Raw genomic sequence first — 22,671 nt, forward strand, 5'->3', positions numbered from 1 at the left:
CCAGGACTCGCTGCAAATCGTCTCGGTCGAATGCGTGGCCGGAGACCAGCAGAGTTCGGGTGTAGGAGTCCAGAGCAGAGATGAGATCTTCCGAAAATCCCGCTACTGCGGGTAGATCCCAGGCACCGGTGAGCAGGTCGTCGAGGCGGCTAGGGTCGGCTGGCAGGTGGATGTAGATCTCCCACGGCGGGACACCTTTGAGTCTGGCCCGCTCGGAGCGTGGGGACATCCGGTTTCCCGCTCGCTCCAGAGCCCGCAGCACTGCCAGTTCCGGTGCAGCTGTCATGCCTAATGTTGTCGCCATCGCAGTCGGGTCCATTCGTTCGAGTAACGGCTCAAGCAGCGCTCTCCCCAGAGCCCTGCCGACCTGGTTGATCCCGGCCTGACGCTAGGCAGTGAGCCGGGGCGGACGGGCGTTGCGGCGAATTTTGACTCGATTGAGTGGGGCGGGCCACGAGCACCCTCGCCATCGCGGAGAAGGTGCGGGAGCTGGTGCAGGCGAAGGCCGAAGGCCAGGAGGTCGCGTCAGCCGAGGAGGCGGCAGCTTTCGCGGAGAAGATGCCGGAGACGGCCGCAGAGCTGTACCTCAACGACGCCTGCGACGACGACCTGGCGGCCGCGGACCGGCTCCCCGCGTCGTCGATCGACGCGGAGTTCTACGAACTGGAGGCTGGCCGCCACGTCCGCCGGACCGGGGGTGGTCGGCGTGGCTGTGCGGCGACCACCTCGTGTCCGAACGGCGCGAGGTGCTGCGGCAGTCGCCAACGGCATCGACGCGGCCGGCCGCCGGGTCCACCGCGCGTTCCTCGCGAGCGTTCGCGTGCTCGGAGAAGGCGTCGACATCACCGCGAGCGGGGCGTGGAGGCCGTGAGGTCTGCTCATCTCCTCGGTCAGGCTGGCCCGCCACGCTGACGCGGCGTGAGTCAGTCCTCCTCGTCGTCCTAGATTCATCCGGCAGGGCGGGAGAGCCGCAGTTCTACCGGCGCAATGCTGCCGAGGCGGCATGCCCAGGCCGCGCCCTCCCAACGGCCCTCGTGGGGCGTGAAAATCACCGCGATGACGCTGCGGAAGCCCAGTTCCGGGTCGTCGAGAAGTTGCCTGTACGTGGCGGCGTCGCGAGCGCTGGGGGTGGGGCGGCTGGTGGGGTGGGTGTGCCACTCGCCGACCCAGATGCTGCCGTCGCTCGCGAACGCCTCGTCGGCCAGTGCCTGGGCGTGTGCCAGGTCGCGGAGGAAGTAGGTGGGGGTGCGCACGGCGGCGGGGCCGGGGGTTCCAGCGTGGTGGACAGTGACGGTGTCGTGAGTGTGGTGTCCCAGCAGGATGCCTCCGGTCTCTGTGGTGTGGTCAGCCGTGCGCAGTTCGGTGGTGATGACCCGGGCGGCCGGAGCGGTGAGGTGCACGGTGGTGACGGGCTGCTGGGTCATGGTGCTTCGCAGGTGGGGCAGCCGGATCTCGGTGGTGTGGCGGGGAGCCAGCGCAGTTCGGCGCTGTGGCCGAGGTCGAAGGGCGGGGCCCAGTCTGGCTGGCGGCGCAGGCCAAGCAGGGCGTGTTCTCCCGGCAGTCGCTGGTCGGGGTGTCCGGCACGTTCGAGGACGGTGGCGACGGCGGTTTTGGCGGCGAGCTGCGCGACCAGGTGAAGGTCGGAGCCGACGGCGCTCATCGGCCGGTGGCGGGTGCCGGTGCCGTACCCGGCGTCCAGGGCGGGCTCGGGGTCGAGGCCGCCTGCCTCGGCGAGGCTCTGGCGCCAGCAGGTGAGGCAGCCGTGCCGGGGCCAGGGGCGCAGTCGCAGGATCTCGCCGAGGGCACCGTCCTGCAGAACGCATGCGAGCACTGCGGTGAGGCCAGCACGACGGGCCAGGTGACCGGTGACACGGCGCGGGGCCACCCCGTCTGCCGTGCATACGACGAGGTGGGTGTCCGCGAGGAGGGCCCGGATGCGGTCGGCGTGCTCGATGACGTTCAGGGGCAGCGAGGTGACGGCGGTGTCGGGCCGCAGCGAGGCGAGTTCCTCGGCCAGGGTGGTGACCTTGAATCGGCCGATGTGCCGGCGGGCACTGGTGTGCCGGACGAGGTTGTGCCAGTCGAGCCGATCTGGGTCGATGAGGGTGAGATGGCCGACACCGTAGCCGGCGAGTGCGTGCGCGGTGGCCGAGCCGATGCTTCCCGCTCCGATCAGCATGATCCGCGTGCTCTGTAGCTCTTGGACGGGCCAATGGTCCTCAAGCTGGCGGATCCCGAGGACGTCGGGCTCGACCGACACGGAGATCGGCTGGGCGCCTTCACGGGTGACGTGCCAGGCGACGAGATCCGGCAGATCGTGTTCGGGATAGGCGTCCTTCAGGCCCGGGGCATGGGTGATGGCCCAGTAACCAGGATCTCCGGGCGCCTTGTAGCCGTTGGGCACGGCTGCCCTGAAGGCGTCGAGCTTCATGAGCATGCCGCGTCTGGCACGCAAGGCAAGCCAGACCAGGTGGAGGTCCGCATGGACGCGGCACCACCAGCCAGTGGAAACGGCCGGATAGCTGCCGAGCAGGCGCTGCTCGGGCGGCGGTTCCACCGGAAGAATGCCTTCGCCGCGTTCGGAGAGACCGCGCACGACAGCGAAGCGTTCGGGATGGTTGATGCGCAGGGACAGCCGACCCCACGGCCCGGAGCAACGCATGATGGTCGCGGCAGCCTGCGGGATGAGGATCAGCACGCTGGATCGTCCTGTCCGCCCGTGTCGTGATCGCTGTGCTCGGTGTTGTCGTGCGGGCTCGGAGGCCTCGTGAGGAAGTGGTCGAAGCGGTCGTCGTCGACGATGCCGTTGTCGGTCATCCGCTCGATCACGCTGCGCTTCATGAGGGCGTACTCGACTCGCCAGCCCGCTGCCTTGAGAAGCAGGTCAACGACCGAGTCGCGGCCCGTCCACAGGGTGTCCTCGCGCAGGAGGCACAGGGCGGCGTCGCCGTTGACGTGCCAGCGGGTCTGGGTCCACTCGTACGGTTCGGGCAGCGGGTCCACGGGGACGAGCCGGGGCGCCACCATGGGGTAGGCCTGGCTGTATTCCAGACGCAGCAGGAGTCCTTCGTCGCCGATCCAGGCGGTGAGATGCTCGGGCTCAGGCCGGTCGAAGGGCCAGCGGGGCAACCTGCCCTCCCAGCTTCCGGCCCCGTCGTCGTTCCAGACGAGGCCGGAGAACTGAGCGGTGATCTCCTCGTGGTCGCGGCGCAGCCTGCGCGGTTCGCATGCCCACCAGGTGGTGGGCATGCGGTCGTTGGGCGTGTGTGCGGTGGTCATCCCTGGGGTGCGTCCTTGATGGGCCGCCGGGTGATGAGCGCGGGGGTCCCGGTGATCAGCGAGGCAGGCTTGGCCGGTGCAGCGGATGCCGGGAAGTCGTCTCCGAAGATCTCCTGCCACAGTCGCAGCGCGTCGTCGGTGTCGCCCTCGGTCGCGGCCGCGCAGGCCCGCTCGGCGATGTCCGCCGCGTTGGTGAACGCGGCGGACAGGCCCGTACGGTCCAGGTCCGGCTGGATCTCCCCGCACAGGCCGGCCGGGTCCCAGACACCCTCGTTGACGCGGACCGCAGCCGCGGTGAAGAAGGTCCTGAGCGCCTGGGGCCGGTTGCCGGTCCTGGGCATGCAGTTGAGGGCGAGGACTTCCATGACGAGGGACTTGATGCCTCCCTCGACCGGGGCGTCGAGCCGCCATTGTTTGAGGACCCTCACCAGAGGGCGGAAGTGCGACCAGTCACGCTGGTGATCGGCGACCTGCTCGATGAGGTACTCCGGATTGGCGGGCACCCAACGAGTGCTGAGCTTCTCGGGAATGAGCAGCGTGTCGTCGGGCTGGCGCAGTGCGGGCATCACGTCGACCGTGAAGGCATCGGGATCCTCGGGATCGTCAAGGAAGCACTTGACCGCATGGTTACGCAGGAGGGTATGCCGGACCTCGTTGGCGTGAGTGCCGTCGCTCTGGCTCAGCAGTCGGTTTACTCGGGTGCGGACGTGCTTGAGAGCATCCTCTGCGCTTGAGCCCTCGCTCCCCCACTCGGGCTGTTCAGCCTGGTCGTAGACAGCGATGATGTCGACGTCGTGGATGGGCTTGAGCTGCGTGCTGCGGCTCAGGGAGCCCGAGCCGAAGGTGTCCAGGACATCGGGCTCGCTCAGCAGGGCGGTCTTGAAGAGGTCCCGGCGCTCGCGAGCCAGTCCGGTCTTGTCGATGTCCTCGTTGACGGCCTTCTGCAGTGCGTCGAATGCCTCGTCGATCCCCATGCGGTGTGCCTCCTCGGGCGCGTCGTTCAGCCCGGGTGCACGCCGTGGCCGCTGGCTCCCGGGTGGGGTGCGGCGGCCGCAAACAGGCATCGGTGGCTGCTCGTTTACCACAGTAAGACCCGCCACTGACAAACCCTCCTGCACCAGGACTAGCTGATCATTTGCGGCGATGTTCCTGCGCATCGGATCGGCGCGCTTTGTACAGGTGGGAGGCGCCTTCAGGGGCTGCTGCCTCACGCTGGGGAGCCGCCTGGTCCGGGCCAGTGTCTATAGGGCTCAAAGCGGGCTTCGGCCGACGGCAGAAGGACGTGGTGGACGGCCAGAGGAAAGATCGCTCCTGGCATCCTCGGCGTCTGCAGGCGTACAGCGGGACACTGCAGAGGAAACTTCGACCGGAGGGCGGAGGCACATGTGAGGTGGTATGGGCAGCTGAGGCGGCTGCTGCTCTCCCGGGAAGGCGGCGGCACGGTGCTGATGGCGGCCTCCACGGCCGTCGCGCTCGGTGTCGTACCGAGCATCCTGGAGCAGTGGACCAGGCGGCAGTGGGTGTTTGTCGCGGTCTTCGCCGGCGCCCTCGTCCTGGTACTGGCGGGATGGGTGCTGCAGCGTCCCCGTGGGCTCGGCGTGGTGGTCAGCCTGTACCCGGCGGACCGCACCCAGGCCTCGCGGGTAGTGGCGCTCAAGACCGCTTCCCGCACCGCGCACAGCACGACACTGGTCATCGATCGCGCGGTCCTGTGGCCCGGCGAGCGCTCTGTGCAAGGCCGTTCGGATGTCGCCGACTTCGTGGCCAGACTCATCGACGCGCAGATTGAGGAGCTGCGAACGGCCGACAGAGCGGAGCCCGAGGTCGCGCTGTACGTGCTCGCTCATCTGCAGGACGGCTTCCTTCTGGGCCGGCGCCTGGCCGACGATGCACAGCTGTCGCTGGCCGTGATGCATCTGTCTCAGCAGGCCGGGCGCTCCGTGGTCCCGGGAGTCGACCTCGGCAGCTCGCTGCGTACTGCGCTCACTGACCAGCAGCGGTCGCAGGTGACCGGGCTTCTGGCGGCCCCCACACGCGGCCGTCCGCAACTGGTGGAGATCCCTGCACAGCAGCCGGACAGCAGCGTCACCGGATCGCGCTGATCGTGCGTCTGGCGTCGGCCGGCTCCATGGTTGATGACGCACGCCATGTGGCGATGACCGGGCAGGATTCCTACGGGCCGGGGCACCACACCGGCTACCGCCTCCCGCCCGCGGGCCCGGGCAGCACGGACGGCCCGTGCGGCGCCTATCTCGTCATCGACACCGGCAACGCGTACGTGCCCGAAGATCCCGGTGTCTACGCCGCGGTGACCACGTACGTCTGGGAGTGCTGGCAGGCTGCGCGGCAGGAGTGGGCACAGCTGCTCGGCGGCACCACCGCGGTGGAGGGGCTGCTGTTCTTCCACGGCCCGCTGCCGATCGCTGTCGCGCTGGGCTGGCTGACGGCCCGCGACCGGATATCTCTGATCCACCACGACCTGCGGCTGGCACAGGGCACGGCCCCGCCTTCGGCAGCGGGATCGTAGTGGTCTACCGGGCCGTCATGCGTCGATGACGAACGCCTTCTCGTACACCTGATGCGCGTTGACGTCTTCGTACACGGTGGTCGGGCGCAGCCGGTTCCACCGGTTGCCCAGCAGCAGGGACAGGCCCATGGGGCCGGCCTGGAAGAGGTGGATCGCGGGGTGAGCGCGGCAGGCACGGCGGAGGTGTTCCCGGATGCCGACGGCGAGGGCATTGGCCGTTGCGGCATCCGGGATGGAGTTGTCCTTGGCCCCACCGGGCGGGCGCAGCACCAGCAGCCGGGAGACAGGGATCTGCTGCTCAGTCAGGAAATCCAGCACATCCTGCGCCGGGTCGGTGGCGACCGCGATGGCGACAGCGAGGTCGGGCCCGAGATCGAGGGTGTGCTCGTCGACGGCCGGCGGCAGCGGGGTCTCGTAGGGCTCGGCCGATGACCACAACTGGCCGCGCTGGACCACGGCCAGGTCGGCGCCGGTCACCATGCGGAAGGCCGCACCGACCACAAACGCGGGTGCCAGACGCAGGCTGCCGGTGACGGCAACCGCGGTGGTGCCGGGCGGCATCCGATACGGTGCGGCTTCGATGTCCTCCTGCAGCTGAGCCCAGGTTGCCGGGGCCAGCGGGCGCCTCTTCAGATAGGCCGAGGCGCCTTCAAAGCGCTCCGCCCAGTCCACCGCGTAGTCGGCGTCCTCGGCCATCGGGTCCGGCTTCAGGGTGGCGATGGACACCACCGCACGTGACGAACCCGCCGCAAGCCGCAGAGCCTGGATCGCCTCCCGGATGTCCGCCAGGGACAACCGGCGCTGCCCGTCGGCGACTTGGCGGGCGACCCAGTCGGCGCCGGCATGCATGGCCTCCTCATCGAACCGCAGGCCGGCTGCGAACATCAGCATCTGCAGGTGCTCATGAAGATGCATCACGTCCCGTGCCAGATCGAAGCGCAACACTCGAAGCAGGTCCAGCAGCATCTCCTCGCTCAGCCCGGCGCCGTCGGCCCACCGCGTCCGTGCCTGCCCCTTCTTCGACTTCGGGCCCTGCTGGGCCGCCTTCGGCACCAGCAGCTGGGTGCGGGAGTCCCTCAGCGAGACCAGCGGATCCTCCGCGTCCGGGGACCGGTTGCTCAGCAACGCGAGATCGACCGGTGCACCGTCCTTGGTGAGCTGCTGCCAGGCCTGCGCCATCTTCCGCAGGATCGACGGGCCACCGCGATCACTCGGCTTGAGCAGATAGTCCTCGTTGACCGGGGTGGAGCCGTCCGCCGCGTACTTGACCTGCATGTAGGTGTGCGGTGGTGCCTGCCGGTACAAGACGACGTCGTCCAAGTTGCCCGCATCGTCGACCTCGACGCCGACCGCCACCACCGGGTTGGGCGCGCGCAGCGCCGCATCGCGTACTGCGGCGACACACCCCTGCCAGGCGACCAGCCACTGGTAGCGGTCCCCTGCAATACGGACGCCCGTCGAGCTCGGGGCGGGTAGGTCAGGCACGGAAACAATCTCCCAGGCGTCGGGGCACCACACACGCGGCCATCGGCACGCTCAGCAGATCATCGCCGCAAACAGGGCCGAGCCGAAAGCTCTCACACCTACCGGTCGCAGGGCGGCGCATAGGCTCTCGCCCCCCACCGGCATAGCAAAGGCCCCCCGAAAACCCTCCCCGGCCGCTGCTTCATACCGCGTCCGAGAGCAGTTGATGTGTGTCCGGACTGAGTTGCTGCGTACCAGATCAGAGAGCCTTCAATCAGAGAAGTAGCAGGTCAGAGGTTCCAGAAAGTTTTCCGGCTCTAGTCGAGATGCCGCAGACCAAGGGCTCTCAAGTAGCTCACACAGGCCTCGCATACTGCTGGTCGTGACACACCAGCAACGGAAGGCGCTGCGCGCCGGGGAGCTGGAGGAACGGCGCAAGGAGCTCCTGGACCCCCCGAGGCCGGGATGGTGTGGGAGCCCGGTGAGGAGGCGTGGGAGAACAAGCTCGCCGCGCTCCGCTCCTACCGGCGGTCCACCGGACACCTCGCACCCCGGCAGGACGCGGTCTGGGGCGACGCGATGGTGCCGGTCGGGCAGCACATGGCCAACCTCCGTCGCAAGGGCCAGAAGAACGGCCTGGGCAAGGACCCGGAGCGGGCGGCGGAACGCGCGGCGCAGTTGAACGCGATCGACCCGGACTGGGACTGCCCGTGGCCGCTCGACTGGCAGCGGCACTGCCGGGTGCTCGCCGACCTGGTCGACGCCGACGGCCCCCTCCCCGACATCGCACCCGGCGTGCTGATGGACGGCGATGACATCGGCAAGTGGCTCAAACAGCAGAAGAATCCGGGCACCTGGGCGCAGCTGTCCACCGAGCAGCAGGAGCGGCTGTCCCAGCTGGGCATACAACCACTTCAGACACCCTTTCCCGCCCCAGCGGCGAAACGTACGGCGAAGGGTCCGCGCAAGGCGGAACAGGCGTTCCAGCGAGGCCTGGCGGCCCTCGCACAGTGGGTGGAACGAGAAGGCGCTCACCGGCCCGTACCCCGCGGACACAGCGAACAGATCACGGCCGACAGCGAGACCGAGCCCGTGACCGTGAAACTGGGCGTATGGATCTCCAACACGCGTGCCAGGCGAGACAAACTCATCGCAGAACAACACGCCACCCTCGCGGAGCTGGGAGTACCCTGGGCGAAGCCGGTTGTACCGGGCGTGGGTTCATGATGGTCACGTCCGAATCCGGCACGAGGTGCGCCACGACCGTTGTGCCGACGGCCGTGGCGGCCGTTTTCTAGACGGACTTAGTCCCGGGGGACCACGCGGAACGGCCAGCAGGGTCGGGGTAGAGCGTGGCCTCGATCCGGTCGGCGATGGGTGTATCGCACCCCTGCGCACTGAGTACGTATCCCGTCGCATAGGCGGTCGCATACAACGCGGTGCACCGCAGTTGGTCGGCCGCCGTCCCAAGGCTTGGGGCCGCCCTCACCCTGACGAACGAGTCGCTCGGTCGGGTGGGCACGTACTGGTCGAGAACGGTCATGGTGGCGTGAGTGCCGAGTCCGGACAGCAGGCGGTAGTAGAAGTAGAGGGTGCGAAAGCTCTCCGTGGCGAAGCCGTGTGTCGGCCCCCACTTGGTGAGAGTGTCCACCATCTCGGAAACCGTCAGCTCCTGGGCCATCAAAGATCCGAACTCCGCGATCGCCTCGCTGAGGTCGATGCCGATCGGCTTCAGTTGCGGCACATGCGGCAACTCGCGCAACGGCTTGGCCACTTCGGCGGGGTTGGCCGCGTTCCACCGAGCTATGCCGGTGTTCGCCTTCTCCACCTTCTTCCGCCGTCTCCGGGCCTCCTTGCGATCGGCCGCCAGCATGGCATCGATGGCGTCGGCCTCCTGCTGGAGTCCGTTCAGATGGCGCAGCTCGGCCTGGCCGAGCCGTTCCAGGGCCGGGTACTCGCCGAATTGGATGTACAGGCACACCACCCAGGCCTCCAGATGTGCCCGCCCCAGAAGTCGCACCGCCATCTCCTGATCAGCCCGGCCCGCCCTCTCCATCTCAGCCAGCAACCGGCAGCAGTGGCTCAGCGCTGCCCCGGCATACACCAGCCACTTGACCCGTTCGGTGCTGGAGTTGATCAGCGCCCAACGGGAGCTGGCGAAAGCCCGCTTCACCTCGGCAAGGAGAAGCGGGACAAGTTCGGAGACGTCGTCAGAGGTGAGTGGCGACGCGCCAGGAACAGCGTCCCCAGTGATCTGCGGCCCGTGCCTGTCGTTCATCTGGGGAACGGTAGACCGTCGAGGGACGGTCTACCGTGAATATCCGCCTCCACCTGCGTCCACAAGCGCGTAGGGTCCATCGGCATGGCCGCCGACAGCATGGTCCAACTCGTCTCCTATCTCGCCGCGCAACAGCCGGGCGAGATCAACGGCACGCCGGAGAGCGAATGGGTCGATTTCAAGAGCGTCTCGCCCAACGGGCCGTACGACCTGAGCACGGATAAGGGCAAGTTCGAGTTGGCGAAGGACGTCGCCGCCTTCGCGAACGCAGGCGGTGGCCTGCTCGTGTGCGGGTTCAAGGCGAAGAAACGTCCGAACGAGCTCTACGAGGTGGCGGAGAAGGCGACGCCCTTCGACAAGAAGCTGGTGAACACCGACTCCTACAAGGACATCCTCACGGAGTACGTGCGCCCGCTGATCAAGGTCAAATTCTTCTGGTACGACCACCCCGAGAACGCCCCGGAGACATCCGGACACTACTTCGTGATCGAGGTACCGCCGCTGCCCGAATCAGACCGGTGGGCGATGGTCACCCGAGGCATCACCGACAACGGGCAATTCATCAAGAACAGCTGGACCATCCCGATCCGCAACGGCGACACCACAGCCTTCCTCCCCCAAGACGAGGTCTACCGGCTCCTGAACGACGGCCTGCGTGCGCGGCGCGCGGCCGATACCACCGTGCCGGCGCCCGAACCGGCTGCCGACCGCGTGAAGGCTCGGGAGATCCTGCGCGCCGCCCTCGGGCTGGAGGAGTCGCCGGTGCTCTTCTTCCAGAGTGTCCCCGATCGCCCGCGCGGACTTGTCCCCGGCATGTACGCAGGCGGCGGCCTGCGAGACATCCTGAGCAACCAGGACACGCTTCGGAGCCCCCACGCCTTCAACTGGTCCTCGGAATACACGCATCCGGCACCCCGCGAAGGTGGTCTCCTACTGACCGACGCTCCCCGCCGTGGACTGCAGGTCGAGTCGGACGGCGGAGTCACCGGGGCCGTGTCGGCGACCGGGGAGATGCTCGGTTGGGCGATGGAGCGCTACAACGACGGCAGCGGTGTGCGCAGGATCAACGTGTTCGTGCTCACCGAGGTCACCTTGGAGTATTTCCGGCTGATCAACCGACACGTTCTGCCGCTGGTCGAAGGCGTGTGGACGCACCGGATCGTCGCCTCGGACTTCGCCCGACCGCCTGGGCGCGTGCTCGCGTCCGGTGAAGACCCGGTCTTCCCGTTCGTGGGCCATATCGAGATGGCCACGAGCGATGACTGGAACCACAGTTGGAGGGCTCTGGGCGACCCGGAACGCGACGCCTACGAAGCTCTGCGCTGCATCTACGCGCTCTTCGGCCTAGATGTCTCCGTCAACCCGTTTGTCGACGGAGACCGCGTGAGCGCGGCAAAGCTGCTGGAGAAGGGCAAGCGGTTGGAGACTGGGCAGTAGCCGCTCTCTTGCCGAGCAAGCGACCAAACAGCAGGAGGATGGCGGGCACATCCGCTGACCGACACGTCCCAGCCCGGGCAGCTTGCCTGCCCGCCGTCGCACGCGGCCCCACCGTCGCGCGCGAGCAACACCAGCGGCGCCCGGTCCCCTCGCCCGCCTCCCGGGACCTGTCCAACCCACCCACTTCTCTCTTCCTACTGTGGGGTGTGGACTCGGGGCGTAGAGGGGATGTCGGCCTCCCGACTCCTCGAACAGTACGGACCGCCCTCCGAGCGGGAGAACTCCTACTGAGACGGTCTCCGCCCGCCCCTCATCGGTCTCCGCGCCTCGAAAGGCGCGGAGACCGATGTTGCTTGTAGTGGGCTACCACTGGCAGCGGTGGGCAGTCGACGAACGGTATGACCTACATCTGTCCGCTCCACGCGGTCACTTCGAGAATCGACCATCCCGAGCGGTTCCATCGGAACACTGCCTGGTTGGCGTGGAACGAGGCGAGCCAGATGGTGTGCACCTCTGCCGGAACGTTCGGGCTGTCCGTGGGCACGAACCCTCGGGACAGCGACATGGTGATGTCCATATGGGCGGGATCGGCCCACAGGAAGAGATGCCCCTCCCGGTCGGGGTGCCGGGCCAACTTCTGCACCTTGTTCTTACCCTTCGAAGCGAGGAACGCGTCGACGTAGGGCGAGATGGTGTCGACGGTGCTGCTGGCCACGGAGAAGTTCAACTGGGTAGGAAAAATCCGGCCCGAAGCCTTGTCACTGCGGATCCGGACCGCCCGCACGACTTGAAGCTGTGCGAGCTCTTGAAGGTCGGCCGCGTGCTGTGAGGTGGGCAACCGATCGTCCGGGGTGCTGTCGTCCCAGCCGTCCAGGCCGATCGTGTCCAGGTTCGCCTGCTCCTGGCGCAGCAGGAGAGCCGCCAGAGGCGCAGAGATCTTCTTGAGGTGGGCCTGGGAGGTGAACTCAACGATCCAGTCGCCGTCCAGTCCGGGAACCGGCTGGTCGTACTGGCGATTCAAACCGGCCCACAGGTGCTGGCGGTCCGGGTCGATCGTGGAGGACACCTCCAGAGCGACCTTCGGTCCCTCTCCGTCGACGGCGGGTTCGAGCAGGAAGTCGACCATGCCGTTCTCGGTCTGATCGTCGTGGCCGTCCCGCCGCGTTCCCAGGATCTCGTTGACGGCCGCCTCTGCCCGGAGCTCATCCGGGGCCGGGGCAACCGGCTTCTTCTGCTTCACAAAACGACCGTACGCCGCAATCCTCGCCGCTACGAAGCGGATTTCCTGTGCGGCTGACGGTGAACGCCGTCTCCCGAGCACACCACATCCCGAGGGCCTACTGAGAGTTGACCGGGCGACGACATGCAGCGGCCCCAGGCGAGGAAGCCCGGAGCCTCTGCTGTCGTACGGACAGGACGCCTCGTCAGATAGACCGCACGAGGATGTTGTTGGCGCGGGCGGTGAACTCGCCTTCTCCTATGTGGAGTTACCGCCGCCTGCGCGGCAACCAGGACCTGCGTTGTCGCTTCGTGACCGCGGTCGAGCCTTCCTGGTCGGCGATCTGGTCGGGGCCAGCTGCTGCCGTGAGCCGTACGCGCGTCGCCGGGCAAGGCGGCGCACCGTACGGGAAGCGAGCGGATCCGTGCTCTTCCTGCATGGACGTGCGTGTTACGCACCGTCGTCGATGTGCAGCGTCCAGCGAGACGTGAAGCCGCTGTGAGATCCGAGCCGGGTGGCAAGTCCGCGCAGCGCCGCGTAGCCGTCGTCGCGTTCATCAGTGATGCTTGCGCAGAGCAGCTGTTCGCAGGGATCGACGAGGTGGGCTCGGACAAGGGCAGGTCCATCGTGGTCCACCATGCTTGCCCACCAGTCACAGCCAGTCCGGGTGAATGTGACGAGCTGAGCTGCGTCTTCTCCTGCATGCTGGCCGGTGTCGCGGGCGTGGTGGATGGCCAGGCCGGCGCGACACAGTTCCCGCGCGAGAATGCCGAAGCTGTGGGCCGGGGTGTCGGCGAGCCGGTCGCGTGCTGCGCGGGCCAGCTCGGAGAAGGCATAGGACTTGAAGTCAGGGAGGCTGGTGGCGAGGAGGCTTCGGACTTCGTCCGTGCCGAAGAGTTCCGCGACCCGATCAGTGCTCGATCTCATGGTGCTCTTTCTTGTCGGCCCCGCGCCGGTCACCACCGTCCTCCGCGACCAGCCCTCGCACAACACTGAGTGATGTGACCGTAGCCACAGCACGGGGAGGGATGGCGTTGAGCCGACCGTCAGGCTGCACATATCGAGTCCGCCGCCGATGAACGGCTGGACGGGCGGGCCCGGTTGGACCGCACCCACTCATTCGGCTCATCCGTACGGTTCTTCCACCTCGGTCGACGGGGTCCGCCGCAGCCCCCGAATGCATGCCAACTGGAAGTTGTGCCGGGCGATGGCGGCACGTCCCAATTCCGTCTCCCAGGTCTCCCACATCCTGCGACACGGCATCAGGGAGTCCAGGATCGCGGCGCAATGCGCTGAGCCGCCGCAGTCGGGCTGTGGGCGGTGCGGGCGGGAGTCGTGGTCGGCCTAGAGCGTTTTATCCTTCGAGCGCGCGAGCCATTGCTGCACCACTCTTCGACCACGCTGCCGCACCACCGGCGACCTGGTTGGCGTTCCGCGCGGCGCGAGCCGTGCGGAACGCTGGCCCGGCGCCCTGTAAATCCAGGTGTCCGACGCACTACGAACTGCCAGGCTTTTCCCATGGCGTCAACCTTGAGACAGCTCGCATGGTTCACCATGCGCGGCGTACTTCCCTACCCGGACCTACCTCGGCGGCGTCGGGTGCGGCGAGCCGCGAAGGCTCTGATCACGTGTCGATCGTGGCCGGAAGACGACAAGACGACGGGCCTCCATGTCGCACAACTCGCGATGCTCCGGACTCTCTGGCTTCAACGGGAGACTCGGCGGCTCACCCGCGGGCGCCACCGTGAAGCCGCCGTACTCATGTCACGCTCCGCTCTGGAGACGTGCATTCTCGGCGTCTACTGTCTCTACGCCGAAGATCCCGTGAGCCATCTGAGGGAAGACAGCCTCCGAACTGGCCTTGCAGCAGCCATGGCACTTTTTGACGGGATGATTCCGCCCGATGTCCTGAAGGACGCGGTCAGCAAGCTTGGTACCACCGGCCGGCCTGTCGGCGTACGCGACATGGCCAAGCACATCGATCGGACACTCGGAGAAGACGGGGCGTCCAAGCTGTACGACCTGGTCTATGCCCCGACATCGAACCACTTCACGCATGCCAACGCTGGATCGCTCATCCGGCACGTGGGGCTGGACGACAAGCTGACCAGCAAGCCCAGCGCCCCCTGGGTGCGCCGGTCTCCAGTCCGCCTGGCGGATGCGAGCGTGGGGGTCCTGGCGGTACACCTCGCCCGCCGCGAAGCGGTCCCGGACGGCCTCTTCGCTCGCTACGCAGAGGCCCATCTTGGTCGGATTCTCCCGCCACTGGCGAGCCTTGTCGGCAAGCGCATGGGCAAGACGACGGGCCTGCTGCCGCTTGTACGCATGATCATCCGCGCTCAACGGCTGCGACCGGTCGTGAGCCGTCCAGACCTCAGCGATCGAGACAGGGAGACACTGGCACGTCAGCTGTACCAGGACCTGTTGGCGCTGCTGGAAGGTGCACCGGGGGAAGCTGTCGCACCGGTGATCGAGCACTTCGTCCAAACGATCGTCAGGGAATATGCGGCCGAGACCCGGGCCACTGACACCGGTTCGCTGACATGAGACCAGCCGCGGAAGCCGATCAGCCCCTGGAACACCTGGACATGGCTACTGCCGGAATCCCCCATTCTCTGCGACCATCTGCCCATGGCTGGCAGCAGCGATCGTTCAGTGCTTCGCTCACTGCTCGGCACCGCCGTCGCGCCTCTCAGCGACCTGACGCACACCGTGCTGAGTCAGGCCTTCGAGCGACTGAGTATGCCGGTGATTCCCCAGAGCGCCGGCAGCAAGCCGACCCGGGTTGAACTGAGCCTCCAGCAGGTACCCGACACGGAACTGCCACGACTGGCCCAACGCTTCCTGCAGCAGCAGGACTTCCCCTTCCCTGTTCGCCCGCCGCTCCGCCATCAGCTCGAGGACCTGCTGTGGGAGGAGGGCGCACCACCCGCCATACCCAAGAAGGCCCGCCGGGAACTAGCGCGCTCTCTGTCTCTCTCGGAGCTCACCCAGAACCATGACCGCTTCCTGCATCTGCTCGATCGCCTCTGGGTGATCGAGGGACCGGACCTTTCCTTCGACGAGCTCAGCGCGCTGCTGCTGAACGGGACGCGGCCGGTGACGCTGAAGGACCTCATCGAAAAGCACGTCTTCCGCAATCGCGATAAGAAGGACTGGTCGGCCGAACGGCTTTTCGAGAGCCTCGGTGCGTTCGAGGCAGGGGACGCCAGGTTCGCCCGCTTCCTGGAAGGCCTGGTCTCAGCGGACGTTCTCCTGGACGAGCACCTGCAGGAGAAGACAGCCAGCACGATCAACGATCACATCCGCGCCCATGGGATCGAGTTACGGCCGACCGGCAACGATGGCGGCTATCCGCTGTTCACCCTGGTGCCGACGCGGCTGCACAGCAACCGGAAGCCGAAGAACATCATTTTCGCTTCCCTGGGAGGGAAACCGGACATTCGTTTCCATTCCTCGGTGGACAACGACATCGAGATCGTCGGTGGGCGACCAGGTGCCACCCTTGTCTATGACCGGGAGATCCCTGTCGAGGGTCTGCGGTGGCGTGACCTGCACCGCTGGTGGCAGGACACCCACGGGTTCAACAGCGAGAGCGACGCCGGTGAAGATCTTTACCAGCGTCTCCTCAAAAGCCTGCCGGGCAACTCACCTGGTCAGAGGAACCTCTTCACGGCCTACCGTACGGCTCGCCCGTTCTGCGCGGATGACCTTGCTCTTCTGCCCGAGGTATGGCTGCACTGGGATCCCAAGACCGTCAAGGAACGCGGCCCCGAAGCGTTGCTCCGGTCCCGCATGGACTTCCTTCTGCTGCTGCCCTTCGGGCAGCGTGTCGTCCTGGAGATCGACGGAGTGCAGCACTACACGCGCGATGAAGGGCGTACCCCCGACACGGCCAAATACGCGGACCTGGTCGCCGCCGACCGAGATCTCAAGCTCAGGGGATACGAGGTCTTCCGCTTCGGCCACGACGAACTGAAACGCCCCGAGGACGCCAAGGATCTTCTACTCCAGTTCATCCCGGACATGTTCAGCCGCTTCAGAGCCAGACTCTGACGCCACCGTAGGGACGCCGCAGGCCGGACGGACCCGGGTCTGGTTCCCGACCGCGTACGGCGTGCAACTCGCCTCGGAGTGGCCCGAGATGCGCGGGCACCGGCCCTCCAGAACCGTGTCCGATCCCACCACCGTACGGCTGAAGGCCGGCCACACGCTGACCGTGACCGAGACCGCGCTCGCCTTCCTCGAGGACGCCCGTCGCCGCGGCGACGTGTGCGAGCCGTTGGACTGGCTCCCCGAGGTCCACCATCCGATCGGGAGCGGCGAGGCGGTCATCCCCGACGCGCTCCTGTACTACCGGCGCGGCCCCGTCGACGGCGCAGGCGGGGCGATGCTGCGGGCGTTCGTGGAAGTCGACCGGGCCACCATGGGCCCCGAACGCCTCGCCGCCAAGCTGACCGCATACGAGCGCCTCTACCGCTACGTGCCCATGGTCCCGGGGCGCCGGCCGACCCTGCAGGAACCGGCGGTTGAGGAGTGGCGGCGGCGCTACCCGCTCTTCCCCCGCGTCCTGTTCGTCCTGGACGGCACCGGACCGGCCGGTGTCGAGAACCGGATTAGCGCCCTGCGCGCCGGGGCCGGGCTGCTGGCCCGCTTCCCGTACGAGGTCCAGGTGCTCGTGGCGCCGCTGGCCGACCTGCTCCAGCACGGCCCCTCCGCACCCGTGTGGCGCCCCGTCCATGAACCCGGTCGGCGAGTCCGCTGGACGGAGTCCGGGCATCGGCAGACCTGACGCACGGCCGCCGCAGACGACGGCACGGGTCTGCACTGCACCCGCAGACCCTGCGTAGCGAAGTAGTTGGCCACCGCATCGGCGCGTATCCGCCCCTTGTCGACCTGGTCAGCCATGCGTCCGAACGCCAACGGCCAACCGGTCGAAGCAACACGAGGGGCACCAAGAGGGGCCATACGAGAGGCAACCAGCCGCGACGCGGCCCTGGGGGCGTCAGCGGTGCGCTGACCAGCCGTGGTCGGGGCTGGACGCGGCACGACCGGAGGCGTGGTGGGGGTCATGGTCGGGGCGACCACGCTGCCGACCACGTGGCGGCTCCCGCGTTCCGCCGGACGCCCGGACGACGGATATCAGTAGTTGCGGAATAGCGCTCCGTGCCCTTGAACGTACCGGCGGCTCAGGTCTGCCAGGCCGCTAGGTGCCTTTCCCGCGCCACCCGCGCCAGCGCTTCCCGGAGCGCATCACGATCCATGCCCCGGGTCTTGAGGGCGTGGCAGTTGGGGCACAGGGCCACCATGTTCACCGGGTGGTCTGCGCCGTCCAGCTCGAGATCGTGCACGTGATCAACCTCCAGGATGGGCTCCCCGACATCGGTGACGGCCTGGAAGCCCGGCGAGGTGCACTCAGGGTTCTCGCACAAGCCTCCGCTGCGGGCCAGTACCGCAGCCCGTGCCCGCGCCGAGCGCTGGCGCCGGTTGATGGTCGATGACCGGCGGGCGTTGACGCTGCCCATGGAGTCCAGGGCGTTCACGAGCTCCCGGTAGTTACGGCTGGTGGCACTGGCCGTAGCCAGTGTCGCAATTCGCTTCGCAGAAAGCTCAGGTGCGGGTGCTGGGGGCGGCGTGGAGAGCGCAGTCGGTAAGGCAGATGCTGGCTCGGTATCACGTAGACGGCCGGGCAGTTCCGTGCGTGTGCGGGTCTCGCTTGCTTCCGGTGCCGGATGCGGGGCAGCCAGGTGCCTGGGCACGGGTTCAGGGTCTTCCCGGGGGCGATCCTGCTGTGGTGGCAGCGCGGGCTTGGGCTCCTTCTTCCGTGCGCGGGGCTCCTCCGGCGGCGGAATGTAGACGCGGACCGCTTGGGGCTGCTGCACAGCTTGGCGCGCTGCTTTCTCCCCCTGCCTTCTGCGATGCTCCTCCCTTCGCTGTTCGTCCTTCTGCGCCTGACGCCGTCGCTGTTCGCGCTGTCTGGCGGTGGCTTCCTCGACCATGCGCCGCACGGATGGCTCGGTGGCTGTTCGGCGGAGCCATGCAGCGTCGAACGCCTGTGGGGCGCGCTGCAAGAAGGACGGCATCGGCTGCGGTTGCTGCTGCTGATGCCGCTTGCGCAGGTAGGCGATCATCTCTGCCGTCCAACCAATGTCCGCTAGTTCCTGGGCGGTGATGCGCCCGCTGCGGGAAGGGATCTCGTTGGACGGCCGCACATGCTTCTTTTTCTTTGGCAATGCGCCCTGCCTTAGTTAAACGCCACACAGTTTATTGGTAACTACGACTAACGGAACCTGCGGAATGAGAGTGGCTGGCCTGAACGCCCTCAGATGTCTTCGTCCACTGGCGGTTCGTTGTCGATGTGGTCCTCAGGGCCAGCATCCAAGAAGATGCCGTAGGCGATGCCCACGTGCGAGAGAAGCTTCGTGCCCACATCGAGGTCGCACGCTGCGCAGTGAAACCTATGGGGGTGGAGGAAGACCTCCTCCTGTGAAATCATGAGGCCGCCGTCCTCGTCGTGGAGGTGGACGGCCTCCACCTCGCCAGCCACCCACCCCTGAGAACCGCAGGCCGGGCACTCCATCGGGGCTTCCCGGCTCATAGTGATCAGCGGCTTACTGGTGATCGCGGCCAGAACTACGTCGTGCTCCTTGCGTGACATGTGCCCGAAGCGCTGTTCGAACAATGAACGTGCCTTAATCAGGAGAGCTTCCGCCGCGACGCGTTCCTGTCGCACCTGCTCTTCGACCAGCTTGTCGTGCAGGAGCAGGTAGGGGCCCCAGTAGCTGTTCGGATCAACTTTCAGTTCTTCGAGAACTGGGTCAACCAAGCGCAGACAGAGTGTGAACACTGCTTCGGCTTGCGCCGAGTCGTGTATCGCACTGTGGGCAACTCCGTTGCGAGCGTCCGCGAGGGGTTCGAGATCCACTTTACTGATCGGAATCTTCTTGGGAAGGAGTTTGTCCACCCTCAGGTAGGCGTCGACAAGGCCGATGGTCTTGATCTTGGTCAATGGGCCTGCATGGGAGCCTAGGCCTGTGGCATGGAGCAACGAGTCGAAGTGCTTGCCGTCGACGATCAGAGCGGGATGCATCCCTGCGAGGTATGCCTTGAGTAGGTGCTCCGTAGCGACTCCAGCGTGGTGGACGGCGAAGTCGTAACTCTCGGGGCCCTCGACAAAGGCGGCCAGTGCGGCATTCATCCACCTGTGGGATGAACCTTTCAACTGCTCTGCATCCATGTCCGAAACGATAAGACCGCTGGACCGTCAAGCGCTGCGAGTTTCACCGGCGCCCGCTGTGCGACTCAGCGAAACAGGTGGGTCGTGCGTCGGTGCTGGTGGGACGTGGCCGGCCAATGCCACCGCGGAAGCCTCGGCATGGCGTGGGTCGCCTCGAAGTACAGGGTGATCTCGTGAGTCGCGCTGGCCAACACCGTTGCCCCTCTGCGACATGACGTCCCGGCAGCCTACGCGCCCCGGATTGTTCGGCCAGAGCTGGAATGCCAATCAAGCGGCAGGGGTCTGGGCCAGCTCAGGCCTCGTACTACACACTGTCCTGCACATGATCGAGGTCCGACAGGCGGGGGACGACATGCTAGACGTGACGCTCAAACTACTTGAGGGCGACACCGATCATGCCAGCATCAGCAGCGCTGACCTGGTCCGGCTGCGCCGCCAGCTAAATGCGGAACCCGATCTGCGTGGTCACGTGCGTCTGGTGTCCAAGCCCCCAGCGGAGGGACAAATGGGGGCGGGCATCGAGCTGCTGGCCATCGCCATCGGGAGCAGCGGCGCCGTCACTGCACTCATTCGCTCGCTTCCTGCGCTACTCAGGGCCCGACGGTCGGCGGCCTCGGTGGAGCTCTCGCTTCCCGACGGCCGCAGCGTGAAAGTCACCGCAGACTCCGCCGATGACGCCCGTTCCCTCCTGGACGCCGCGCTGCGTGATCAGCAACAGCTATGACTCTCCGACTACCGGACCCGCGAGGCTCCCGTGCGGTGCTCATTGGGACGTCCCGGTACATCGACGGCAAATTGCCGGACCTTCTCGCCGTGCGCAACAACTTGGAGGTCTTGCAGGAGCTGCTGACCGCCGACGCCTCCGGCAGTTTCTCGCCCCAGCGGTGCACGGTGGTACAGGATGCCACGGACCCGCGCTCGGTCTGCGGCACAATCCGCGAGGCCGCGATGACCGCCACCGACACCTTGCTCGTCTACTTTTCCGGGCATGGCGTCCTCAACGAGGACCTGACGGAACTGCACCTCGCACTCACTGACACGGACGAGAGTGATCTGCGGTGGACGTCCATACCGTTCCAGGCCGTGAGGGAAATCTTCGAGACGTCTCCCTGCCCCAACAAGGTGCTGATTCTGGATTGCTGCAACAGCGGCCAAGTGCTGGACTCGCTGATGGGCATCCGGGCCACGGCAGGTGAGGCGTGGCGCATCCGAGGAACCCACATTCTGACGTCTTCGGCACGTGACCTCCCTTCGTACGCTCCTCCCGGCGAGCGCTACACCGCCTTCAGTGGTGAGCTCATCCGTCTGCTCCGCGACGGTCTACCAGGCAGACCGGAGCTGTTGACGCTCAGCGAGTTGTACGGTCCCCTGTCGAAGGCTTTGGCACTCAACGGCTACCCAGAACCGCGCCAGCAGGGCTCTGACGGGTACGCCCGGTTGGGGCTGGTCCGCAACCGGGCGGCAGACAGGCGAGTCGGAACCGTGCCCGAGAGCCATACGGGGGAGGCCCAGACGGACACGGCCTCTCGCGACACCAGGGGCGAAGAGATACGTTTCGGGCCGAACCGTACCTTCGCTCGTGTGCGCAAGTGGGGCATCGGACTGCCGATCTATCTGACCCTGCTGGTGACTATCGCGCTGAATCTTCAAAAAGGCGATACCCAAGATAAAAGTAACGATCACCTCGATCTGACGAACCCTCACCATTGGGTTGCGGGCCTGTCATTCCTGAGCTTCATCGCGGTGGACTGGGCTCTTGGAAAAAGGAACCCGACTGACTATTCGCTGGTATTGAGACCGGGCGGTCTCGAGGTGCGGTACGGGGCCTCCGAGCACTTCTCCTATCCGTGGCACCGGGTCAGCCGATGCTGGCTACGCCGAAAGCCCGCAACCCGGCTGCACGGCCCCCGGTACGACCTAATGGTCCGCTCCCTGCCCGGCGTATTCCCGCATACCGCGCTCCCGAACACCCCGGGACCCCGCCAGGACGACACCGAGGACACACTCCGCTTCGCCGACCTACGCAGACTCGCGACGACACCGGAAGCCGTCGAAACTGCGCTCGCCACCTACGCTGGCGCGGCTTGGACCCCCAGCCCCAACATCGCTGTACACCAAACTTCGATCTCGGAGGCGGAGCGGGTCTTCACCGCTGACCGCCGCGTCCTTGCGACCGTGGGGGTGCTCGGCACGACGGTCCTGTGTTGGCAAGTTCCTCACTTGTTCGTCCGGCCCTTTGAGACCTCGGTGGCTCTTCTGCCACTGGTCATCTTTGCGCTCTCCCTTACTGCGGCCTGGTTCGCCACGTCACGGTTCATACGGCCGGCAAGGCTGGTGGTCGGAGCAGCTGGTTTGACCCTGACCCGCGGCGAGTTAGAGATCTCATACGCGTGGACGGAGATCGAGCGAATCGGCATCGTGAACTGGCCGCGCGGCGCCCGGCACCTTGGGCTGCTGGCGATCCGTCCTTCTGCCAGTGCGGAGGGGAGAGTCGACCGTACAAACATGCTGCTCCCGAAGCTGGCGCCTGGATGCCTGACGCTGTGCCTGCTTCCAGAAGTGACGCATCACCAACAGAGTTTGCAGGCCGCGCTGTCGCGGTTCGCGGATAAGGAACAGCTCGCCATGCCTGCCGAAGCATGGCTGCGGATATCAGCCAAAGCACCGAAAGCTCCCGGGGTTGGGGTAACACTCCGCGGTCGCCAGCCAGCGAAAGTCTCCGCTTTTATAGGCATGGTACTTTTCGTCGCCCCTCCGATGATCAGCACGCACCTGCCCTCGAAGGCCGACTGGGGCCAAGTCGTCGACGGACTGCTGCTGAGTCCGCTCTTCTTCTTGGGACTTCTCGCCTACTTCCTCACTGGCAGACACCATGTGTCTTTCCATGTCGGCCCAACAGGGATAACACTCAGTGCCTTCGGCAGGGCCCGACTGCACATTCCATGGGGCGACATGGATCGTGTCGGCGTCGTGACCCTCTCCAATCCAGAGGAAAACGCCCTTGTCCTGTGGCCGCGTCCAGGCGTTGTCATACCCCGATCGGCGTGGTTGCCCTTCCGCCGGCGTCACGGAGGACTACGCATCCTGACCCTGGAGAAATACCGAATCAAGACTTCGCCCGAGGACATGGATCAGGCACTTGCGCGCTACGCGGGTCGGCGGCACACGCAGATAGCGCTGCTGAGGTAGACGGGTACAGACAGGATGCCGAAACGACGGAGCCCGACCAT

Annotated in this window: 19 protein-coding genes and 2 pseudogenes; 11 read left to right on the forward strand and 10 right to left on the reverse strand. The window is 66.6% G+C overall.

Annotation, left to right across the window (positions count from 1 at the left end; all coding sequences use genetic code 11):
- Window positions 1-531: 531 nt before the first annotated feature.
- Window positions 532-891 (forward strand): annotated as a pseudogene (locus OG588_RS00050) (helicase); the annotation flags it as partial.
- Window positions 892-947: 56 nt separating this feature from the next.
- On the opposite strand, the gene OG588_RS00055 reads toward OG588_RS00050, so the two are convergent.
- Genes OG588_RS00055 through OG588_RS00070 form a run of 4 tightly spaced genes read right to left on the reverse strand, consistent with a single transcriptional unit; the run spans window position 948 to window position 4,253 of the window.
- A complete protein-coding gene (locus OG588_RS00055; protein WP_405945428.1) occupies window positions 948-1,424 on the reverse strand; it encodes a Mov34/MPN/PAD-1 family protein in 477 nt (158 codons plus the stop codon).
- Window positions 1,421-2,698 carry a HesA/MoeB/ThiF family protein gene (locus OG588_RS00060; RefSeq protein ID WP_405945429.1) on the reverse strand — a complete coding sequence of 426 codons (1,278 nt, stop codon included), beginning with the start codon at window positions 2,696-2,698 and terminating at the stop codon, window positions 1,421-1,423. Before OG588_RS00060 ends, OG588_RS00055 begins: the two co-directional genes overlap by 4 nt.
- Window positions 2,692-3,279, reverse strand: a complete 588-nt coding sequence (locus tag OG588_RS00065) for a hypothetical protein (RefSeq protein WP_405945430.1) — start codon at window positions 3,277-3,279, stop codon at window positions 2,692-2,694. The genes OG588_RS00060 and OG588_RS00065 overlap by 7 nt, the downstream gene beginning before the upstream one ends.
- On the reverse strand, window positions 3,276-4,253 hold the full coding sequence (locus OG588_RS00070) for an SMODS domain-containing nucleotidyltransferase (RefSeq protein WP_405945431.1): 978 nt from the start codon (window positions 4,251-4,253) through the stop codon (window positions 3,276-3,278). Before OG588_RS00070 ends, OG588_RS00065 begins: the two co-directional genes overlap by 4 nt.
- Window positions 4,254-4,721: 468 nt before the next feature.
- Between OG588_RS00070 and OG588_RS00075 the strand changes: the two genes are divergently transcribed.
- Both OG588_RS00075 and OG588_RS00080 read left to right on the forward strand, forming a co-directional pair.
- On the forward strand, window positions 4,722-5,381 hold the full coding sequence (locus OG588_RS00075; protein ID WP_405945432.1) for a hypothetical protein: 660 nt from the start codon (window positions 4,722-4,724) through the stop codon (window positions 5,379-5,381).
- 53 nt (window positions 5,382-5,434) lie between these two features.
- A complete protein-coding gene (locus OG588_RS00080) occupies window positions 5,435-5,806 on the forward strand; it encodes a hypothetical protein (RefSeq protein ID WP_405945433.1) in 372 nt (123 codons plus the stop codon).
- Between the two features lie 15 nt (window positions 5,807-5,821).
- Here OG588_RS00080 and OG588_RS00085 read toward each other — a convergent pair whose 3' ends face one another.
- Window positions 5,822-7,291, reverse strand: a complete 1,470-nt coding sequence (locus OG588_RS00085) for an SAVED domain-containing protein (RefSeq protein WP_405945434.1) — start codon at window positions 7,289-7,291, stop codon at window positions 5,822-5,824.
- Between the two features lie 367 nt (window positions 7,292-7,658).
- Here OG588_RS00085 and OG588_RS00090 point away from each other — a divergent pair.
- A pseudogene (locus OG588_RS00090) lies at window positions 7,659-8,497 on the forward strand (helicase associated domain-containing protein); the annotation flags it as partial.
- A 67-nt stretch (window positions 8,498-8,564) separates the two neighbouring features.
- Here the strand turns inward: OG588_RS00090 and OG588_RS00095 are convergent.
- Window positions 8,565-9,548, reverse strand: a complete 984-nt coding sequence (locus tag OG588_RS00095) for a hypothetical protein (protein WP_405945435.1) — start codon at window positions 9,546-9,548, stop codon at window positions 8,565-8,567.
- Between the two features lie 84 nt (window positions 9,549-9,632).
- On the opposite strand from OG588_RS00095, the gene OG588_RS00100 reads away from it, so the two are divergent.
- Complete coding sequence (locus OG588_RS00100; RefSeq protein WP_405945436.1) at window positions 9,633-10,985, forward strand: helix-turn-helix domain-containing protein; 1,353 nt, start codon at window positions 9,633-9,635, stop codon at window positions 10,983-10,985.
- Window positions 10,986-11,388: 403 nt separating this feature from the next.
- On the opposite strand, the gene OG588_RS00105 is transcribed toward OG588_RS00100, so the two are convergent.
- A complete protein-coding gene (locus OG588_RS00105) occupies window positions 11,389-12,225 on the reverse strand; it encodes a hypothetical protein (RefSeq protein ID WP_405945437.1) in 837 nt (278 codons plus the stop codon).
- A 429-nt stretch (window positions 12,226-12,654) separates the two neighbouring features.
- Window positions 12,655-13,131, reverse strand: coding sequence for a hypothetical protein (locus tag OG588_RS00110; protein ID WP_405945438.1), 477 nt, complete (start codon window positions 13,129-13,131; stop codon window positions 12,655-12,657).
- 834 nt (window positions 13,132-13,965) lie between these two features.
- On the opposite strand from OG588_RS00110, the gene OG588_RS00115 reads away from it, so the two are divergent.
- The 3 genes from OG588_RS00115 (at window position 13,966) to OG588_RS00125 (ending at window position 16,996) form a co-directional block, all read left to right on the forward strand.
- Window positions 13,966-14,751, forward strand: a complete 786-nt coding sequence (locus tag OG588_RS00115) for a hypothetical protein (RefSeq protein WP_405945439.1) — start codon at window positions 13,966-13,968, stop codon at window positions 14,749-14,751.
- A gap of 84 nt (window positions 14,752-14,835) precedes the next feature.
- Entirely contained in the window at window positions 14,836-16,260 is a 1,425-nt protein-coding gene (locus OG588_RS00120; protein WP_405945440.1) for a hypothetical protein, read from the forward strand.
- Window positions 16,205-16,996, forward strand: coding sequence for a replication-relaxation family protein (locus OG588_RS00125; RefSeq protein ID WP_405953026.1), 792 nt, complete (start codon window positions 16,205-16,207; stop codon window positions 16,994-16,996). The genes OG588_RS00120 and OG588_RS00125 overlap by 56 nt, the downstream gene beginning before the upstream one ends.
- Window positions 16,997-17,393: 397 nt before the next feature.
- On the opposite strand, the gene OG588_RS00130 is transcribed toward OG588_RS00125, so the two are convergent.
- Entirely contained in the window at window positions 17,394-17,747 is a 354-nt protein-coding gene (locus tag OG588_RS00130) for an HNH endonuclease (protein ID WP_405945441.1), read from the reverse strand.
- A 324-nt stretch (window positions 17,748-18,071) separates the two neighbouring features.
- Here OG588_RS00130 and OG588_RS00135 point away from each other — a divergent pair, with 324 nt between their 5' ends.
- Window positions 18,072-18,362: a hypothetical protein gene (locus OG588_RS00135; protein WP_405945442.1), complete on the forward strand. Its 291-nt coding sequence runs from the start codon at window positions 18,072-18,074 to the stop codon at window positions 18,360-18,362.
- A gap of 164 nt (window positions 18,363-18,526) precedes the next feature.
- On the opposite strand, the gene OG588_RS00140 is transcribed toward OG588_RS00135, so the two are convergent.
- Window positions 18,527-19,441 (reverse strand): hypothetical protein, encoded by a 915-nt coding sequence (locus tag OG588_RS00140; RefSeq protein ID WP_405945443.1) that lies wholly within the window; start codon window positions 19,439-19,441, stop codon window positions 18,527-18,529.
- Window positions 19,442-19,763: 322 nt separating this feature from the next.
- On the opposite strand from OG588_RS00140, the gene OG588_RS00145 reads away from it, so the two are divergent.
- The gene (locus tag OG588_RS00145) at window positions 19,764-20,165 is read left to right on the forward strand and encodes a hypothetical protein (RefSeq protein WP_405945444.1); all 402 of its coding nucleotides are present in this window, start codon (window positions 19,764-19,766) and stop codon (window positions 20,163-20,165) included.
- Complete coding sequence (locus tag OG588_RS00150; protein WP_405945445.1) at window positions 20,162-22,630, forward strand: caspase domain-containing protein; 2,469 nt, start codon at window positions 20,162-20,164, stop codon at window positions 22,628-22,630. Before OG588_RS00145 ends, OG588_RS00150 begins: the two co-directional genes overlap by 4 nt.
- The last annotated feature ends 41 nt before the right edge of the window (window positions 22,631-22,671 follow it).

Origin of the sequence: Streptomyces prunicolor (assembly GCF_045162825.1) — a bacterium.
In the GTDB taxonomy this organism is placed as follows: Bacteria; Actinomycetota; Actinomycetes; order Streptomycetales; family Streptomycetaceae; genus Streptomyces; species Streptomyces prunicolor.

What these genes read in the sequence shown, in the direction of transcription:
- OG588_RS00055 (WP_405945428.1), bottom strand. Translation starts at nt 1,424, where the DNA reads ATGACCCAGCAGCCCGTCACCACCGTGCACCTCACCGCTCCGGCCGCC.
- OG588_RS00065 (WP_405945430.1), bottom strand. Translation starts at nt 3,279, where the DNA reads ATGACCACCGCACACACGCCCAACGACCGCATGCCCACCACCTGGTGG.
- OG588_RS00070 (WP_405945431.1), bottom strand. Translation starts at nt 4,253, where the DNA reads ATGGGGATCGACGAGGCATTCGACGCACTGCAGAAGGCCGTCAACGAG.
- OG588_RS00080 (WP_405945433.1), top strand. Translation starts at nt 5,435, where the DNA reads ATGACCGGGCAGGATTCCTACGGGCCGGGGCACCACACCGGCTACCGC.
- OG588_RS00095 (WP_405945435.1), bottom strand. Translation starts at nt 9,548, where the DNA reads ATGAACGACAGGCACGGGCCGCAGATCACTGGGGACGCTGTTCCTGGC.
- OG588_RS00100 (WP_405945436.1), top strand. Translation starts at nt 9,633, where the DNA reads ATGGCCGCCGACAGCATGGTCCAACTCGTCTCCTATCTCGCCGCGCAA.
- OG588_RS00110 (WP_405945438.1), bottom strand. Translation starts at nt 13,131, where the DNA reads ATGAGATCGAGCACTGATCGGGTCGCGGAACTCTTCGGCACGGACGAA.
- OG588_RS00115 (WP_405945439.1), top strand. Translation starts at nt 13,966, where the DNA reads ATGTCACGCTCCGCTCTGGAGACGTGCATTCTCGGCGTCTACTGTCTC.
- OG588_RS00120 (WP_405945440.1), top strand. Translation starts at nt 14,836, where the DNA reads ATGGCTGGCAGCAGCGATCGTTCAGTGCTTCGCTCACTGCTCGGCACC.
- OG588_RS00140 (WP_405945443.1), bottom strand. Translation starts at nt 19,441, where the DNA reads ATGGATGCAGAGCAGTTGAAAGGTTCATCCCACAGGTGGATGAATGCC.
- OG588_RS00145 (WP_405945444.1), top strand. Translation starts at nt 19,764, where the DNA reads ATGATCGAGGTCCGACAGGCGGGGGACGACATGCTAGACGTGACGCTC.
- OG588_RS00150 (WP_405945445.1), top strand. Translation starts at nt 20,162, where the DNA reads ATGACTCTCCGACTACCGGACCCGCGAGGCTCCCGTGCGGTGCTCATT.